General features: G+C 30.6%; 11 protein-coding genes. 1 reads left to right on the top strand and 10 read right to left on the bottom strand.

The window, feature by feature from the left end:
* Nucleotides 1–14 precede the first annotated feature (14 nt).
* The 8 genes from ACKRLN_RS01325 to ACKRLN_RS01290 are packed head-to-tail and all read right to left on the bottom strand — an operon-like array spanning nucleotide 15 to nucleotide 14287.
* On the bottom strand, nucleotides 15–3392 hold the full coding sequence (locus ACKRLN_RS01325) for a UvrD-helicase domain-containing protein (RefSeq protein WP_416335018.1): 3378 nt from the start codon (nucleotides 3390–3392) through the stop codon (nucleotides 15–17).
* On the bottom strand, nucleotides 3385–6753 hold the full coding sequence (locus tag ACKRLN_RS01320; RefSeq protein ID WP_416335017.1) for a PD-(D/E)XK nuclease family protein: 3369 nt from the start codon (nucleotides 6751–6753) through the stop codon (nucleotides 3385–3387). Before ACKRLN_RS01320 ends, ACKRLN_RS01325 begins: the two co-directional genes overlap by 8 nt.
* A complete protein-coding gene (locus ACKRLN_RS01315) occupies nucleotides 6750–9806 on the bottom strand; it encodes an AAA family ATPase (RefSeq protein WP_416335016.1) in 3057 nt (1018 codons plus the stop codon). The genes ACKRLN_RS01320 and ACKRLN_RS01315 overlap by 4 nt, the downstream gene beginning before the upstream one ends.
* Nucleotides 9803–10903 carry an exonuclease SbcCD subunit D gene (locus tag ACKRLN_RS01310; RefSeq protein ID WP_203127508.1) on the bottom strand — a complete coding sequence of 367 codons (1101 nt, stop codon included), beginning with the start codon at nucleotides 10901–10903 and terminating at the stop codon, nucleotides 9803–9805. Before ACKRLN_RS01310 ends, ACKRLN_RS01315 begins: the two co-directional genes overlap by 4 nt.
* On the bottom strand, nucleotides 10900–11622 hold the full coding sequence (gene yaaA / locus ACKRLN_RS01305) for a peroxide stress protein YaaA (protein ID WP_416335015.1): 723 nt from the start codon (nucleotides 11620–11622) through the stop codon (nucleotides 10900–10902). The genes ACKRLN_RS01310 and yaaA overlap by 4 nt, the downstream gene beginning before the upstream one ends.
* A gap of 47 nt (nucleotides 11623–11669) precedes the next feature.
* Complete coding sequence (locus tag ACKRLN_RS01300; RefSeq protein ID WP_416335014.1) at nucleotides 11670–12476, bottom strand: metal ABC transporter permease; 807 nt, start codon at nucleotides 12474–12476, stop codon at nucleotides 11670–11672.
* On the bottom strand, nucleotides 12469–13134 hold the full coding sequence (locus tag ACKRLN_RS01295; RefSeq protein ID WP_416335013.1) for a metal ABC transporter ATP-binding protein: 666 nt from the start codon (nucleotides 13132–13134) through the stop codon (nucleotides 12469–12471). The genes ACKRLN_RS01300 and ACKRLN_RS01295 overlap by 8 nt, the downstream gene beginning before the upstream one ends.
* Before the next feature lies 1 nt (nucleotide 13135).
* A complete protein-coding gene (locus ACKRLN_RS01290; RefSeq protein ID WP_416335012.1) occupies nucleotides 13136–14287 on the bottom strand; it encodes a metal ABC transporter solute-binding protein, Zn/Mn family in 1152 nt (383 codons plus the stop codon).
* Nucleotides 14288–14385: 98 nt separating this feature from the next.
* Here ACKRLN_RS01290 and ACKRLN_RS01285 point away from each other — a divergent pair, with 98 nt between their 5' ends.
* Nucleotides 14386–14799, top strand: coding sequence for a Fur family transcriptional regulator (locus ACKRLN_RS01285; RefSeq protein ID WP_203127513.1), 414 nt, complete (start codon nucleotides 14386–14388; stop codon nucleotides 14797–14799).
* A gap of 26 nt (nucleotides 14800–14825) precedes the next feature.
* On the opposite strand, the gene ACKRLN_RS01280 is transcribed toward ACKRLN_RS01285, so the two are convergent.
* Together ACKRLN_RS01280 and ACKRLN_RS01275 are read right to left on the bottom strand one after the other, a co-directional pair.
* Entirely contained in the window at nucleotides 14826–16088 is a 1263-nt protein-coding gene (locus ACKRLN_RS01280) for a dicarboxylate/amino acid:cation symporter (RefSeq protein WP_416335011.1), read from the bottom strand.
* On the bottom strand, nucleotides 16072–16935 hold the full coding sequence (locus tag ACKRLN_RS01275; protein ID WP_203127515.1) for an SDR family oxidoreductase: 864 nt from the start codon (nucleotides 16933–16935) through the stop codon (nucleotides 16072–16074). Before ACKRLN_RS01275 ends, ACKRLN_RS01280 begins: the two co-directional genes overlap by 17 nt.
* Nucleotides 16936–17204 lie beyond the last annotated feature (269 nt).

The raw sequence follows: 17204 nt of genomic DNA, 5'->3' as shown, positions 1-17204 counted from the left end.
ATTTCAAATGAATTTTAAAAATTAGTATTTACTTCTTCTAGCTCAGAAAAATTGTACCAATAAATATATGATTTTTTCACTGGTTTTTTTAAACTTTCTTCAATGGCTAATTTGTATATTTTTAGCTGGTCATCATAGAGGCCTTCTCTTTTGATTTTATCAGTTTTAAAGTCTAGTAAGATTATCTCGTCTTCAAATTCAAACATGATATCTATCTGCCCATTTACATAATAGTCCTCATATTTCATCAAGAAAGTTTCTTCTTTTCTGATATTTGCTGCACTTTGATAGAGATTTTTTATTATAGGGTTTTTAAAATACTCTATAATTTTTTCTTCTTCTATGACCTTTAGTTCATCTTGTTTTATTTTATTTTCTAAAACTAATCTTTTAAGCGCTCGATCTAAGCTCCTATTATCATATCTTTGATAAGATAACCCTTGGAAAATTTTGTGGATGATAGTTCCCCTATCAGTTGGCTTGTACTCTTTTACTTCAGAAATAAAGTTTGGTTTTCTAAATTCTCCTGTTTCTTCAAATTTACTGTAGGATGGTAGTTCATAGCCATCTTCTTCTGGATTAAAGTTTTTACTAATCTCTGTTACAGATTTTTTGATAGAGTCTTTGGTATCAGCCTCATATTCATATCTTTTTGTAAATAAATCTACAAATTTATAATAAAGTTTATCCTTAACATTAGCTGCTAAAATATCTGATATATCCTCTCCCTTACTTACTTCATAATCACTTTCCTCTGTAAAGGTTAAAATTTCAGCTATATTTGATAAGTCATCTGTAGTGTATTCATTTTCTAGTAAATCTCGACTTATTATATCATTTGAAAGGCTAGCTATAATCCAATCTAAATATGTGGACATATTTAGATAATCATCTCTACCATTTAATTTATTTACTGTATTTAGATTTCTATTGCCCACTACTATAAGTTTATTTATAGCACGGGTTAGGGCAACATAGAGAATTCTCATCTCTTCTCTTTTATTTTCCAAGGTCATTTTTTCCGTAATCAAATCTTTTTTAAGAGATGTTAGCCTTATTTTATTTTCATAGTCAGCCACATTTATACCTATTCCAAGATCATCATCAAAGACTACACTTTCTCTTAGGTGTTTGTTATTAAATCTCTTGTTGGCATCAGCTAGAATAACTACTGGAAACTCTAATCCTTTAGATTTATGGATGGTCATAATCCTAACTAGATTTTCATTTTCTGATAATTCACGAGCTGGATTCATATTATCTGTTTGGTATAAGGATAAATTTTCTACATAGTCTAAAAATCCATACAAGCCATTATCATTATTAGCTTCAAAATCGCTCATAAGATCTATAAAGGCTTCGACATTGGCTATCCTATCACTTGCCCTATCACGAGCCATTAAAAATTCATAAAACTTAGAATTTTCAAAAATATAGTTTCCAAATTCATATAAGTCCATAAGGGATAATTGGTAAGAAAAGTCGTTAAATGCAGTTTTAAAGTCATTTATTTTTACTAAAATATTATCATCTTTATCATAGTTTTCAAAGGCCTCATAAAATTTATTATATTTTGAATTTAATCTAATAGCTGCTATGTCATCTTCGCTAAACTTATATATATCACTGCGGATAACTGATAAGAGTGTGATATCATCTTTTGGATTTGCAATGAGCTTTAACATATTTATAAAAAATGTAACTTCTACTGCTCCAAAAGAAACCTTACTTATATCATTAAAAAATGGAATACCTGCTTTTTTAAAGGCATTTTCGTACAGGTAAGATTTCGCACCACTTCTTAAAAGTATTGCTATATCCTTATACTCGTAGCCTTCTTCTATTAGATTTTCTATTAGCTTTACCAAATGATTTTCTTCAGATAATTTATCTTCTAGGACGTGAACTTCTGATTTTGGATTTTTTTTATCAAATTCTTTGGTAGGATTTAGCCTGTGGCCACCATTTTTATAATCTATGCCAGAAGCTTCCTTAGTCATTAACCTATCAAAAATATAGTTTACAAAATCTATGATATCCCTATCTGTCCTAAAGTTTTCATTAAGGTTTATCCTAATAGAATCTTTATTTTCATCACTATTGTATGATTCGAGTTTGTCTAGGAAAAGTTGTGGCTCTGCACGTCTAAATCCGTAGATAGATTGTTTGACATCTCCTACAAAAAATAAATTGTTAGACCTTTTTAATTTTTCTATGATATAGTTTTGGATTTCGTTACTATCCTGGTACTCATCAAAGAATATATAGACAAACCTTTCTCTTAAAACTTGATTAGCCTCTTCATTATCTATTAATTTTATAAATTCTGCCTCGATATCGTTAAAATCTAGGTAGGACTTATCTTTCTTTTTGGCCTTGTATTTTTTTATAAATCTTTTAGTCAGATAATTGATTTCTTTTAGGACTTCTACTTCTTTTTTGCCAAATTCACTTATGATGTGGGAATTTGTATTTAAAACTAGGGAGCTAATATTTTTTAATTCTTTTTTATAAAGGTCTCTATTATTTTTTATAATAGCTTGGATATCTTTTTCATCTTTACGAGCCCTTACCATGGTAGAAAATTTTGCCTTGTTGATCTTTTCTATAAATAGGTCCCAATCTGTAAATATAAGCTGGTTTAGGATATTTACTAGGTTATAGTCATCACTAAGCATATCTTCATATTCGACACGCAAATTATTTTCCCCAGCTATGGATTTATTTTTGCTAATATCTTCTAGGATTAGGTCTATCTTTTCCCTTACTATTTCTTTAAAAATATTAAAATCAAAAGGACTTGCGGTTTTACTATCTAACCAAGCTATAGGGTCTATTTGAGATGTTAGCTTATCGTAAGTTTTTAAAATAATTGATTTTGCTGCCCTATCATTGCGGCTGGTGGCAAAATTGTGGATGAAGTTATGAAAGTCAGCACTTTTTTTAGCATATTCTTCATCAAAAACTTCATCTATAGCCTCTTCTTTTAAAATCACATTGGAATTTTCACTAATGATGCTAAAGTTTGGACTAAGGTCATCAAAATAGTAAAAATATTCTCTAAGCATATCTGATGCAAAGGAGTGGAGGGTTTGGATGTGGGCGTGTTTTAATAATTTTAGTTGGTCTTTTAAAAATTTATTAGAAATATTATTTTCTATTTGATTTTCTAAGGCTTCTCTAATTCTATCTTTCATCTCAATGGAAGCCTTGTTGGTAAAGGTAACTATAATCATCTTATCTATAGGAACTTTTTCATCTAGCATAAGGCTTATTACCCTATCAACTAAGACCCTAGTTTTACCAGATCCAGCTGCAGCAGAAATTATTATATTTTTATCTCGCTCTTTTATCGCTTTCTCCTGGCCAGGTGTATAAACTATATCACTCATCTAGATCCTCCCTATCTTTATAAAGGTCAGTTATAGTTTTCTTTTTATCAAATTCCCTATATTTGTCACTATCGATACTCTCATCAAACTTACATATGCCTTTAAAATCACAGTACTGGCACTCATTTTGTGTATCAGAATATCTGATAGGATGAAGGCTTATATTACCCATCTTAATTTCTTTGATATATTTACTGATAAGGTCTTTGGCAAAGTCATTTACTATTTGTTCTTCTTCAGTTGATAAAATATCAGTATTTTTTGTATCGATAACCCCAATATTTTTGCTATCGTAATTTTCCTTATCTATAAGCTTAAAGACTTCCTCATTAACTTTTACTATTAGCCCATTCATCTTAAATTTATCTTCATAAATTTTTTCGATATTAGACTTTTCGTATGTGCCTTCCATTTTTTCTAGTTCATCTGATAATGGCATATAAAATGACCCTATTGGAGTAATCTCATTTCCTCCAGCTTTTGCACTCATCATATAAACTAAAATCTGGAGGTCTAGGCCATTTAGGATATTTACTATTTTAAATACTTTTTTACCAGTTTTATAGTCTATAATCCTTAGATAATTTTCTGCTGTATCTATCCTATCAATCCTACCTCTGAGGTAATTTTCCTCGTCTACATATACTCCTGGCAATCCATTTTCTTTGTCATAACCAAAGTTTACCTCCACATCTGCCACCTTAAATTCACCTTTTTTAAGTTGGTTGATGACTTCTTTGGAGTTATTTTTGGTATTTTTGATTAAGTTATTTAGTATAAATTCATTGCGTGGGTCACTTCTACGGGCCGTATCTAGGTAATTATCTATACTTTCTGAAAAATTTTCTATAATTAACTGGTCAAGCTCTTCATTTGTAATATTTTCTATATCACTATCTTTAATTAACCTTGACACATCTTCTAAGGAGTTATGAACTATGGATCCTAATTCTCTGGCATCTACATCATAATTTTCTTCATAGTAAGGTTTGATACCAAAATTTACAAAATATCTGTAAGGACATCTAGAATAGGTTTCTATTTCTGTAACATTAAAATGATTTTTAGGGTATAGATTCTTGGCGTTGATTTTATCCAAATTATTTTTAATATTTGAGTAGTATAAACCATCCATCATAGTCTCAAAATCTCCATGGTCTTTTAGGTAGGATAAGTAAGATTTAGTAAATGATAAATCATTTTTACCTACTTCTTCCTCTTTACGAATCTTCCATAGGATGTCCATGGCATACTTTTGCGATAGCTCTTTTGAATAAATTATTTCATCTAGGGGCAAGCTGGTTAAATCTGTAGTTTTCATTGCTGGGAATATTTTTAAAATATCATTTAAAACTATAGACTTATTAATAGCTCCCCCATCCTTATCGCTTAAAGCAAAGGATAAATAAATTTTATCTGACACACTTATCAGTTTGTAAAAATTGAGCTTTTCTCGTTCTTCCATATCTTCTTCATAGATTTTTAAATCTAGATCAAAGTCTGCTAGCTTATCCTTATCTTCTTTTGCTATTAAAAAGTCTCCACTAGATTTTGAAGGGAAAAATGTATCGTTAAGTCCTAGGGCAAAGTTAACTGGCCTTTGGGAAACTCTTGGTTTTTTAAAGTTGGTTACTGTTATGTGATCTTTAGTTGGTGGGATGATGCCTATATCTATATCTGATGCAGTCGCCAGAATAATATCGTAAGTTGCTTTTAAAGTTGATTTTCTATCTGCCATTAGATTCATAAGTTCTTCTAGTATAGAAATAAACTTATCCCAAACCTGGCCGTTTTCGTCATAATCATCTAAGTCTCCTTCTTCTAGGAGGATATTTTGATAATTATTGATTCCCCTTATAAAGCCAGGATTGCTTATCATAGTATAAATAGCATTTATAATTTCAGATGTACTAGTATTCTCTTTATTTTTAATTGCTAATAAACCATCTAGGAGGTCTAATATTTGTTTTCTGATCTCTTTTACAATCTTTTCTTCATTTATTTTAGCAAGTAATTTTTCATCTTTAAAAGGGTCATCCTTGTAAAGATTTTTATAAAAATCTATATCTAGGTTAAAATATTTATCTTCTAAGAACATAGATCCTTTTATTTTTCGGGTATTGATATAGTTTTGGAATATTATTATCTTATCAGTCCCCGCTTTTCCAAAGTCAAAAATATTGGACCTTAAAAAGTAGGATAGATCATGAGCATTAAAATCATAGATTATAAGCCTAAGGGCTGCCAGCCAGCTTTTTACAATATGGTTATCGGATAATTTGTTAGTCTTATCAAGGAAAACTGGCAAATCATATCTATTAAATACTTTTTTAACCTCGTTTTCGTATTGGTCAGCATCGGTAATATAGATTGCTATATCCTTATAACGTAAGTTATTTTCATGGACTAATTTATTTATAGTTAAGGCTATGTTTTCTACTTCAGTTTTTGTAGATATAGATTCTAGTAAGTGGATATTTGAAGGATTAGCCTTATAGGTTAGAGGATTATATCTTTCAAAATTTACACACAGGTGGTTGATATCATCGTGGGGATTTATTTGGGTGTCTATATTTATTTCATTTATTGTAGCGATATCCTTTAACCTATAATAAAATTTGTTGGCCATATCATATATTTCTATGTCCTTGCCCATAGAATTATTTATAAAAGTCTTATCTAGAGTTAGGGTTACATTTACCTTTGCTCCAAGTCTTACAAGCTCTGCTATAAAATCCATTTTTATATCAGAAACATAATCAAACTTATCAAAATAAAAATTTGCATCCCTTAAAAAATCACAGCTAGGCAGCCTTGTGATAACTTGGTTTAGCCTATCCTCTGAATCTAGGAACTTATCCTTTATTTCCTTTTGGTAGGCCTCATATATTAGCTTTATTTCTTTAAATTTTAATTTTAATATCTCATCATCAGAATTTTCCTTGATGTTTTCATAAAAGGCTTGGTCAAAGTTATTGTCTTTTATATTTGTAATGATAGATTCTATGTCATTTATAAAGTCAATATTGTTATACTTTCCCATAAAAAGAGTAAGATTATCGTTGATATCCCTTAGAATGTTGCTAAGCAAAATAATTTTCCCAGACTTACTTAGAATATTATCTGCAAGTCCTCCAGTTCTATCGATTATAAATCTAGATAGGGATGAAAAGGACAATACCTTGGCATCCATAACTGTTTTATAGGAAATATTATCCATAAGATTAATATCAGACTGTAATGTATATTGCTCTGGAACTATTAAAAATGCCTTTTCTTTATTATCTAAATTTTCTTCTATTTTTTTGTAAATATACCTGCTATTGGCATGAGGTGACTTTGAAATAATTGTATTTATCATGCTATTACCTCTAAGCTACTTCCTTTATCTTCTCGATAAGTTACAAGGATTTTGCCATCTATGGCATCTTTTAATTCACTTACGTGGCTGATAAGACCTACAAATTTGTTATCATATGAAAGTTTTTCAATTTGTTCTATAACTTTTGCTAGATAATCATCAGATAAAGTTCCAAATCCCTCATCTATAAATAAAGTATCAATGGTAATGCCACCATTTTCTGCGCTTATTTCATCTGAAAGTCCTAGGGCTAATGATAGTGAAGCTAAAAATGATTCTCCCCCAGATAAAGTAGATGCTGGACGAGTTTTCCCGGTATTTGCATCTAAAATTTCTATATCTAGACCTGATTGGGTTTTTAAACTTTTAGCATAAGATGTACGTATCATGGTAAACTGACCATTTGACATTTGTAAAAGTCTTTGATTGGCATAATTTAGGACTCTGTCAAAGTAATAAGTTAGTACAAAAGTTTGAAAATCAACTTTCTGCCTACCAGCAACCTTACCATTATTCCCATTTGCTATTTCTGATAACTTATCAAAAATCACACTTTCTTTTGAGATAGACTCGTATTTTTTTGCTAAACTGTCTATATTTTCAAAAATGCCAGTAATAGATAAATTTTTGAATTTAAGATTTGAGATAGTATTGCTTAATTCTTTAATAGAAGTGTTTGTTTGAGCAATTTCTTTATCAATTCGATCCAGATCTACTAAATTCTTATCCTCAAATTCTTTTAAGTTTTTATAATTAATTTTTAGTTCAGCAAGTAAGGTAAAATATTCCTCGATTTCTTGACTTTTTTGTGAAATTTCTTTATAAATATCTAGATAATATTTATAGTCAATGAAAGAATCAAATTTTGCCTTGATTTTCTCATCTAATTGCTTTTTAAGCTCGTCTATACTCTTTTCTAAAGTATCTATATTTTGATTAAAGTTTGCAATATCAGCTTTATTTTTGGTTTGCTTATTTAATAGATTATTGTGGATCTCGTTAGTTTCTTTAATCTCCCTATCCAAACTTTCTATATTAGTGTTTAGGTCCTCTAATCTAGTTGACAAGCTTTCAAAATCTAGTGACTGCATTTTTTCCTTATTAGCCTGATAATAGGATTTTAGATTTTCTGAGTCTTTTGTTTTTTCTTTAAGCTCGGATAAGATATTAGAAATTTTTTGAGATTTTTCGCTTATTTTTACAAGTTCTAATTTTTTTTCATCTGCATTCTGTCTTATTTTTCCAATCGATTTTGAAAGGCTTTCTTTTTCTTCATTGATATTTGTTATTTGCTGACTTATATTAGATTTTTCTAATTGTATCTGATCAATGCCTTTACTTTCTTTTATAGATTCATTGAAAATTTGATTTTGAGTTTTAAGTTTTGTAATTGTTTGATTTATCTCTGATAAATTAGCATTTACAGCCTCAATATCAATATCATTAACCTCTATTTTTTCAAAATGTTTTTCATGATTTTCCCCGCAAACTGGGCAAATCCCTGTACTATTAAGCTGATCAATCAAATCGTTAATTTGAATAATTTTTCTATTTTGCTCAAAAATTTCTATATCTTTTTCTAGTACTTCTTTCTTGCTTTCTTTTATTTGTAAAAGATTTTTATTTTCTGCAATTTTTTCTAGGAGTTCTTGGTTTTTGTTATAGATTTCTAATTCATTATTTATTTCTTTTTCAGAATTCATTAAGTCCGTAAGATTTTTTTCTAGGGCTAGTGATTTATTTCTTTTTTCATCTAAATCATAATTTTGATCGTATAAGTCCTTACGTTTTTGCTCTAAAACTTCCTTTAATTCTTCATTTTCTAAAGAAAGAGAAGATATCTTTTCCAAATCTTTTTCAATTTGCTGATATAGTAGCTCTTTTTCTTTAAATTCTTTTAAACTATTTAGGCTATCAGTAGTTTTTATTTTAGAAATCTTAAGCTCATCCAAATGTTGATTTTTTTCATCAAGCTTAAGGTAATTTTCATTTGATTGGTCGATTTTTTCTTCCAAGTCTTTGGATAAATTATTTGCTTTTTCTAGATTAACTTTATTTTCTAAAAGATTTACTTTATTTTTATCTAAATTTTCATCGATAAGACTTATATTTTTTGCATATTCTGATTTTTTTAGTTTTTCTTTAAGGTCATTAAAATGAGCTTCATCCTTTGACTTTTCATGAAGTTTAGCACTAATATTCTTAAATTTCAAAATATTTTCATTAAAGCTTTTATCTTTTTGTCTTTGTTCGACTAAAGATGCGTATTTTTTGTTTTCTTTTTCTAAATTATTACTTTCATCCGCTAATTTTCCTTCATAATTCTTAATGATTTCATTAATTTTTGATTTTATCATTGTAAAATCATGAGAAATACGTTCATTTGGGTCAATTACAGCATTTATCTCATCATCTTTTTCGATTTCATTTTTTAGATTTTCATCTATAAAGTTTAGATCCTTTTTACTTTCTTGAGACTTCTCCTTGATGACTTCTTGTATTTTTTTGTATTGGTCAGTTTTAAATATCTTTCCTAAAAGCTCTGTGCGTTCCTTGGAGCTGGCATGTAAAAATTGTTGAAATTCTCCTTGGGCTAAAAGCATCACTTTTGTAAATTGGTCTTTATCCAAGCCAATTATTGATCTGATTTCACTTTCTACATCACCTATTTTTTCTGCAAGCAAGATTTTCTCATTTGTAATATCATATAGGCTAGCTGCATGGCTAATATTTTGATCAATTTTTGATTTTTTTGCTCTTTGGCTGGGGATTCTTTCAATCTCATAAATTTTTCTATCAGCCTCAAAAGTTAGTTTTACATAGGTATAAAGATCTTCTGAACTTAAAAAATCTGATCTTAACTTATCCATGGGGATATTTCTTGAAGTTTGTCCATAAAGTGCGAAGCTTATTGCATCAAATATTGTGGTTTTCCCTGAGCCTGTGTCACCTGATATTATAAATATTTTCTTATCATAAAGCTTGGTAAAGTCTATTTCTATTTTTTCCTTGTAGGTTATAAATCCTCTAAATTCAAGTTTTATCGGCTTCATCCTATAACCCTTCCTATGATTTCTAGCTCCTCAGCACTTAATTCTTCATCCATTTTGTACTTATAAAATTCTTTAAACAAAGCCAAAGTATCTTTATTTTCCAAATCAAGATTTAAATCACTTGTGGTATTAAAAATACCCTTGTTTTTGTAGGAGACTTGGACTGCATGTGGGAAGATTTCTTTAAGCTTACTCATTGCATTATCAATAGTATGCTCATCTTCAAGGATAAATTTTAAGTAATCATCGCTTGGATTCATCTTAATTATCTCATCAAATTTACCCTCGATAATCCTAAAATCTCGCAAAGGATTTATTGGAAGATCAAAGGTAGTCACTTCATCAGTTATATCAACAATAGTTACACTTTTTATAGCCTTTGTCTCATCAAAAGAATATTTCATAAAGGTACCTGCATACCTAATTTTAGGGTCAATTACATAATGTTTGCCGTGCAAGTGACCAAGAGCCACATAGTCAAAGTCTAAAAATAAGTGTCCATCCATGGCATCTGAACCACCAATTATAAGTGGTTTTTGTCCTTCGGTGTATGCTTCATCCTCTTCAATGCCAATATTATTTGCATAGCAATGAGTAATAAGAACATTGCGGTCTTCATAGATTTTCTCCTTAAGCACAGCCTTATAAAGGTCGGTAAAGTTTTCTATGTCTTCATCAAATAAAATTTTGCCTTGGTTTAGGGAAATATATGGGACTAGATGAAAGTTTATTTTCCCATATTCATCTTCTAAAGTAATTATTTCATCCTTATACTCACCAAAAAGATAATAATTGCGTTCGGTAAAAAAACTTGTATTTACATCTAATCTTTTTGCAGAATCATGGTTTCCACTAACTGCTAGAACTGTTTTGTTTCTCTTAAATATTATCTCATCTATAAAATCAGAATAAAGTTTTAAAGCATCTACACTTGCGATTGTCGTATCAAAAATATCTCCTGCAATCATTATAACTTCAACATTATAATCATCAATTATATTTAAAATCTGATCAAGGGCGTATTTCTGGTCTTCGATTAGTGAATAATTTCCAATATATTTTCCCAGATGTAGGTCTGATAAATGCAACAATCTCATGAATGACTCCTAATGAATACATATTCATTTTCAGTGGAGTTAAATGGATCATATTTATAATCATTTACTACTAGTTTTTTTATCTCTTCTGGATTCTCGATTTTTTCTTGGATGATTGTCTTTAGCATCTGACCTCTAGCCTGTTTCATCCATGCTGTATATGAACGCAGTTTCCCGCCCTTATCATCTTTAAATGCTAAAGATATAAATTTATCATTCTTTTTTAAAAATGGCCTAATGGTTTTTGTATATTCCTTGCTTGCTAAATCTATTATTGAATCATCATTTTTAAATAATTCATCATAAAGGTCTTTGCCCCAAAACTTATACAAATCCATATCAGAATTATCAAAATAAAGCCTATAATCAGCCATACCTGTTAAGGGTTTTAGCAAACCATATAGGGCAGAAATGATATAGACATGATTATTTAAGTAATCCAAATCATCAAAGTCATCCCAATCAAATTGCTTAAAAACAAGGCCATCATAGGCAAAAATTGCAGGGTTATTTAATTTTTCAAAGTCAAATTCTTGGTAATCATAGTATGCTTTTTCTGTTAATTTATCGTTAGTTCTATTGAGATTTCCCATCTCATTCATAGAATAGTTTTTAAATTTATCTACCAAAATTTTGGTTTTTTGAGGGAAGATTAAATCTTCGGTCTTAATCCCTTCATTTTTCTTAAAACTTTTTGCAGGTGAAATAATTATTTTCATCTAAATTCCTCCATTATATAAATTATAACACACAAAAATAGCAGGCTCTAACCTGCTATTTGCTTTCTTTTTATATATGATATTAAAGAAGTTAAAATAAAAAATCCTACTGCTATCAAAACAATGGCCCCACCTGGTTTGACCCCCAGGTAGTAGCTAGCTATGATTCCCAAAGTCATGAATATACTAGAAAAAACTATGGAGATTTTAAAGGTTGAATGATATGATTTTGTAAAAACCATAGCGGAAGCTACTGGTATGGTCATTAGGGATGTAATCATTAAAGCACCTACAGTTTTAGCTGAAATTGCAACAGTGATTGCTGTTATAAAGGTAAATAAATTATTAATCAGACGAGTATTTACCCCTGCAAGCCTAGCCAAAACTGGGTTTATGGATGTATATAAAAGTCCGTAGTAAAAATAAATCGAACTTATAATTACAATTAAAAATATCAAAGATACTATAATTAAATCTTCACTGCTAACAGTTGTTATTGACCCAAACATAAAGGATTCAAAGCTAGTTCCACCAGGTGTAAAATCTGAAAGTATAGATGCTATGGCAATACCTGTACTCATTACAATCGCTGTAGCCATATCTCCATATTTTGGAAATTTTTTCCTTAAAATTTCAATAGCAAAACTAGCGATAATGCAAATTATAATTGATGTCCACATAGGATTTATGCCAAAAATAAGACCCAGGCCAATACCTGCCAAAGAACTATGGCTTAGGGCGTCACCAATCATTGAGGTCTTTCGGTTTATCATTATTATCCCAATCATAGGGATTATAATTGCAAGCATGATTCCAATGGCAAAGGCCCTTCTCATAAAGCTAAATTCAAGCATTTACTAGCCTACCTTCCTTTAAGATCATGGTTTTATTTACAAAATCATCTATCAAATCCATCTCATGGCTAATGATAAGTATGGTTATGCCATGTTTTTTATTTAAATGACCTAAAATGTCCAAAAATTCTTCCTTACTTTTTTGATCAATGCCAACTGTTGGCTCATCTAAGATTAAAATTTCTGGGCTAGATACCATAGCCCTTGCAATCATCACTCTTTGCTGCTGGCCACCTGATAATTTGTTAAAGGGTCTATCTTTAAGATTTTCTATATTTAGTCTTTTAAAAATATCATTTGTTTTTCTTATAGCTTCCTTAGTGGGCCTTTTAAAAATATTAAATTCCCTATAAAGATTTAAAATTACATATTCAAAGCAAGTCAGAGGAAAGGTAATATCCTTTGATTCACTAAGTTGTGGTACATATCCAAGTCTTCTAAAATCATCAATTTTTTCGATTGGCTGACCTAGGATATTTATCTGACCACTTTGCTTTTTTAACTCACCGGTTAGGATTTTGATTAGGGTAGTCTTACCACTACCATTTTGACCAGAAATAGCCAAAAAGTCTCCAGATTCTACCCTAAGATTTATATCATTTAATATTAATTTTTCATTGTATCCAAAATTTAGATTTTTTATTTCAATAACACTCATTTTATTTCGCCATAGATTTGTAAAGTTCTTCTAAGTTATATTTTATCAAATCTTGGTATGTTGTGTCATTATTTAATTCTTCGTCTGTGGCAAATTCTAAAGTATTTAGTGGAACTGTGTTTGCACCTAGCTCGTTTGCTATAGTGTCTGCTGATTTGCTTGATCCACCCATTTCATAGAAAATTGTATTTATGCCTAGGTTTTTAGCTTCATCAACAGCTTCTTTTAAAGTTTTTGCATCTGCATCTTCTGTTGAAGTTAAACTTGTTAGGGCTATTTGATTTAGTCCAAAATCACGTGCTAGGTAGCCAAAGGCTTGGTGGCTAACTAAAAAGTTTTTGTTTTCTAGTTTTTCAAATTTTTCTGTATATTCATCAATCATAGCATTAAGCTCATCTTCAATTTTTTTGTAATTTTCCATATAATAGTCTTTATTAGCTGGATCTATTTCGGAAAGTTTATCAGCTATGACTTTTGCTTGGGCAAGACCATTTTTTGGGCTTAACCATGTGTGTGGGTCAAATTCTCCGTGGCTGTGTGAATGTTCGTGTTCATGTGCATGGTCTTGGTCTTCATGATCATGATTTTCTTCTTCATGAGCGTGGTCATGGTCTTCGTGATCGTGACTTTCTTCTTCATGAGCGTGATCATGGTCTTCGTGATCGTGATTTTCTTCTTCATGAGCGTGGTCATGGTCTTCATGTTCATGGACATGATCATGGCTACCTTTGATTAATTCTACATTCTCACTAGTATTTACTAACTCGATATCTGAAGAGCCTTCTAATGATTCTTCCCACTCTTCCATGCCAGCACCATTTATAAACATAAGCTGGCTATCTGTTAGATCAGCTATATCTTTTGCTGATGGCTCCCAACCATGGCTTTCTGTTTTTAGGTTAGTAAAAGATTTTACTTCAAATTTATCTCCTGCTATTTGTTTAGTCAAATTATAGATTGGATAAAAAGAAGTATAAACACTTGTACTTTCCATATTTTGATTGGTCTTTTCTACCTTCTTTTCATCAACTTTATCATTATTAGCTTCTTGGCTAACTTCTGTATTAACATTATTTTCTGCTGGTTTTTGATTATTGCAAGCACTTAAACCCACTCCTAGGGCAAGCACTAATGCCATTTTTTTGTATTTCATAAACTCCTCCGTTTCTTAATGCAAATCATTTGCATTTAAGATTATATAATAATTTTTTAATATGTCAAATAATTGTATAATAATATTGGAGGTTAATAATGACCATAAATGACCTATTAAGAGAAAAAGATTTAAAAGTAACCAAAAATAGAAAAATAATTCTAGAAGCCTTGCAAAATGAAGAAAATCCAATATCAGCAGAAGAACTATTTGATAAGCTAAATGTGGATTATGATATGGATTTATCAACCATTTATAGAAATTTAAATATATTAGAAGAAAAATCGGTCCTACTAAAAACAACAAATTTAGATGGACTAAACTATTACCAGATAAATAATAGTCACCACAAACATTTCATAACCTGCAACAATTGCCATAATAAATTTGTAATAGAAAACTGCCCAGTCCATGATTTGGAAGAAAAAATAGAAAAAGAAACGGGATTTATAATCAACGGGCATAATTTTGAATTTACAGGAATTTGCCCAGATTGCCAAAATGAAAAATAAAAAACTGCTATATAAATAGCAGTTTTTTATTTACTATTAAATTTTTCTTTATTAAAGGCTCCTACTGAATTTGCAACTATCATAGTTCCAGCTGCATCTCCAGCTAGGTTTATTGTTGTTCTTGCCATATCTAGGATTCTGTCAATTCCCATAATAATTGCGATCCCTTCTACAGGTAAACCTACTGATTCTAAAACCATGGATAGGGTAATAAGTCCCACTGACGGGATACCAGCAGTACCTACTGATGCAATTGTCGCTGTAAGAATTACTGTCATAAAATCAGTTGCAGTAAGATCGATGCCATATGCATTGGATATAAAAATTACTGCTACTCCCTGCATGATTGCAGTACCATCCATATTTATTGTTGCCCCAAGTGGAATGGTAAATGATGATATTTTTTTATCAACTCCCATGTCTTCAAGAGTTTGGATATGTATTGGAACAGTTGCAGATGATGATGCAGTTGAAAAACCAAATGTCATAACGGGTGCAAATTGCTTAATGAAGCTAAATGGATTTACTCTTACAAATATTACTATTAAGAGCATATATACAATTAATAATTGCACTGCAAGGCTTCCTAGAACAGATCCCATATATGAAAGCATTGATATAATTGCATCATAGCCAAGACTTGAAAATGTCCTTGCAATTAGGAAAAATACTCCGATTGGTGCAAGTTTCATAACCCACATCGTCATGCCCATCATAAGGTCATTCATTTCTGTCACTATATTTCCAAGAGTTGTCAGCCTTTCTTCCATTGAAGCTATCAAAAGCCCTACAAGCACTGCAAATATAATAATTTGAATCATATTTCCTTCTGCTAAAGCTCCAACTGGATTTGTAGGTATAAAGTCAAGAATGGTATCTTTTAATGATATATCAGCTTTATCCACTTCAAAACTTTGTGATCCTATAGCCATATTCATTCCCTTGCCAGGCCCCACAAGACTTGCAAAACTTAGAGCAATTAAAATTGCAAGAGATGTTGTAAACATATAAAAAATTACAATTCTAATCCCTACTTTTCCTAAAGTTTCGGTATCTCCTAGGTTTCTACAACCATCTGCAATCGAAAAAAATACTAAAGGCACAACTAGCATTTGCATAAGTCTTATAAAGAGTTGACCTAGGGTATAGAATATACCTTCTACTAAAATGTCATTTTTAAAATGTGAATCTGGCACAAATGAGTGGAGGATAATTCCAACGATTAGTCCCAAAATCAGGCCTATAAATATTTTCTTAGATTGGGATAATTTTTTATTTTGTTTTTCCATTTAGTCCCTCCCTATCGATATATTGGTGAAGGCAGTCTTTCCAATTTGGCATCTTATCCCCACCAGTAATTTTTAATATGTAGTCTTCAAGGGCAAAAAATCCCGGCTTTGTGCTAAGACTTTCATCATCACTTGATTCAATAATTGTTGCATCTTTTCCAGTGTAGCTTAGGATTTCACTTGCGAAATCTTTCATAGATGTGTATCCTTCTGCTGATGCGTGGTAAGTACCATAATAGTTTGTGGCAATAAGTTTTATTAAAAAATCAGCAAGTTCATGAGCGGAAGTCGGTGATATAAATAAATCTTTTGATACCCTTACTTCACCAGATTCTGCTTCTTTTAATATATTTTCAACAAATTGATTTTCACGAGAATACAGTCTACTAACTCTAACTATAAAATGATGATTAGAAAATTCTCTCACATAATTTTCACCTTCATATTTACTTTTTCCATAGACACTTAAGGGATTTGCCTTATCATATTCCGTATAAGTTTTAAAACTTTTGCCATCAAAAACATCTGCTGTAGATAATTGAACAAGCTTTGCCATATATTTGTTTGAAGCTATAGCAATATTTCTTGCTCCAATTGCATTAAGTAAAAACGCTGCATCCGGATTTTCTTCGCATTTATCTCTGTTTGATAATCCTGAACAGTTAATAATTGTATGAGGTCTGATGCGCCCTACAAATTGAGTAACTTCATCAAGATTGGTAATATCCACCTCGTTTTTATCTGTGGCAATAATCTCTGCATCAAGTGGATCTAGAAGTCTTAGCATAGAGGTACCAAGCCTACCTGATGATCCTGATATCCATATTTTTTCACGTGCTACTCTCATAATTTCTCCTTAATAATAAAAGTTCCATATATCTGTATTATATATGAATTATATCAAAAAAATTGTTGTTTTTAAATTTTGACTTGTGGGTGGGGATTTCTTTTGAAAAATGTAGTCCTCGGCGATTTTTCGTACGGGCTTTTAGTCGGCTTGCTGACAAAGTTGATAAATCAATTTGAAACGTCGCGACATCTGATTTTATTTTTATGAGTTTGGTCCTCGGCGATTTTATCGCCTGCGGTAATTTCGCGCCTTTTAGGCACGACTCC

It is taken from the genome of Anaerococcus sp. AH8042_DFU013_CI05 (genome assembly GCF_047936775.1).
Taxonomy (GTDB): Bacteria; Bacillota; Clostridia; order Tissierellales; family Peptoniphilaceae; genus Anaerococcus.
The sequence above is the reverse complement of the archived record's forward strand: the minus strand, read 5'-3'. Positions and strand labels throughout refer to the sequence as shown.

Excerpts from the sequence above, each read along its gene's own strand:
- ACKRLN_RS01325 (WP_416335018.1), bottom strand. The coding sequence starts at position 3,392 with ATGAGTGATATAGTTTATACACCTGGCCAGGAGAAAGCGATAAAAGAG.
- ACKRLN_RS01320 (WP_416335017.1), bottom strand. The coding sequence starts at position 6,753 with ATGATAAATACAATTATTTCAAAGTCACCTCATGCCAATAGCAGGTAT.
- ACKRLN_RS01315 (WP_416335016.1), bottom strand. The coding sequence starts at position 9,806 with ATGAAGCCGATAAAACTTGAATTTAGAGGATTTATAACCTACAAGGAA.
- ACKRLN_RS01310 (WP_203127508.1), bottom strand. The coding sequence starts at position 10,903 with ATGAGATTGTTGCATTTATCAGACCTACATCTGGGAAAATATATTGGA.
- yaaA (WP_416335015.1), bottom strand. The coding sequence starts at position 11,622 with ATGAAAATAATTATTTCACCTGCAAAAAGTTTTAAGAAAAATGAAGGG.
- ACKRLN_RS01300 (WP_416335014.1), bottom strand. The coding sequence starts at position 12,476 with ATGCTTGAATTTAGCTTTATGAGAAGGGCCTTTGCCATTGGAATCATG.
- ACKRLN_RS01295 (WP_416335013.1), bottom strand. The coding sequence starts at position 13,134 with ATGAGTGTTATTGAAATAAAAAATCTAAATTTTGGATACAATGAAAAA.
- ACKRLN_RS01290 (WP_416335012.1), bottom strand. The coding sequence starts at position 14,287 with ATGAAATACAAAAAAATGGCATTAGTGCTTGCCCTAGGAGTGGGTTTA.
- ACKRLN_RS01285 (WP_203127513.1), top strand. The coding sequence starts at position 14,386 with ATGACCATAAATGACCTATTAAGAGAAAAAGATTTAAAAGTAACCAAA.
- ACKRLN_RS01280 (WP_416335011.1), bottom strand. The coding sequence starts at position 16,088 with ATGGAAAAACAAAATAAAAAATTATCCCAATCTAAGAAAATATTTATA.
- ACKRLN_RS01275 (WP_203127515.1), bottom strand. The coding sequence starts at position 16,935 with ATGAGAGTAGCACGTGAAAAAATATGGATATCAGGATCATCAGGTAGG.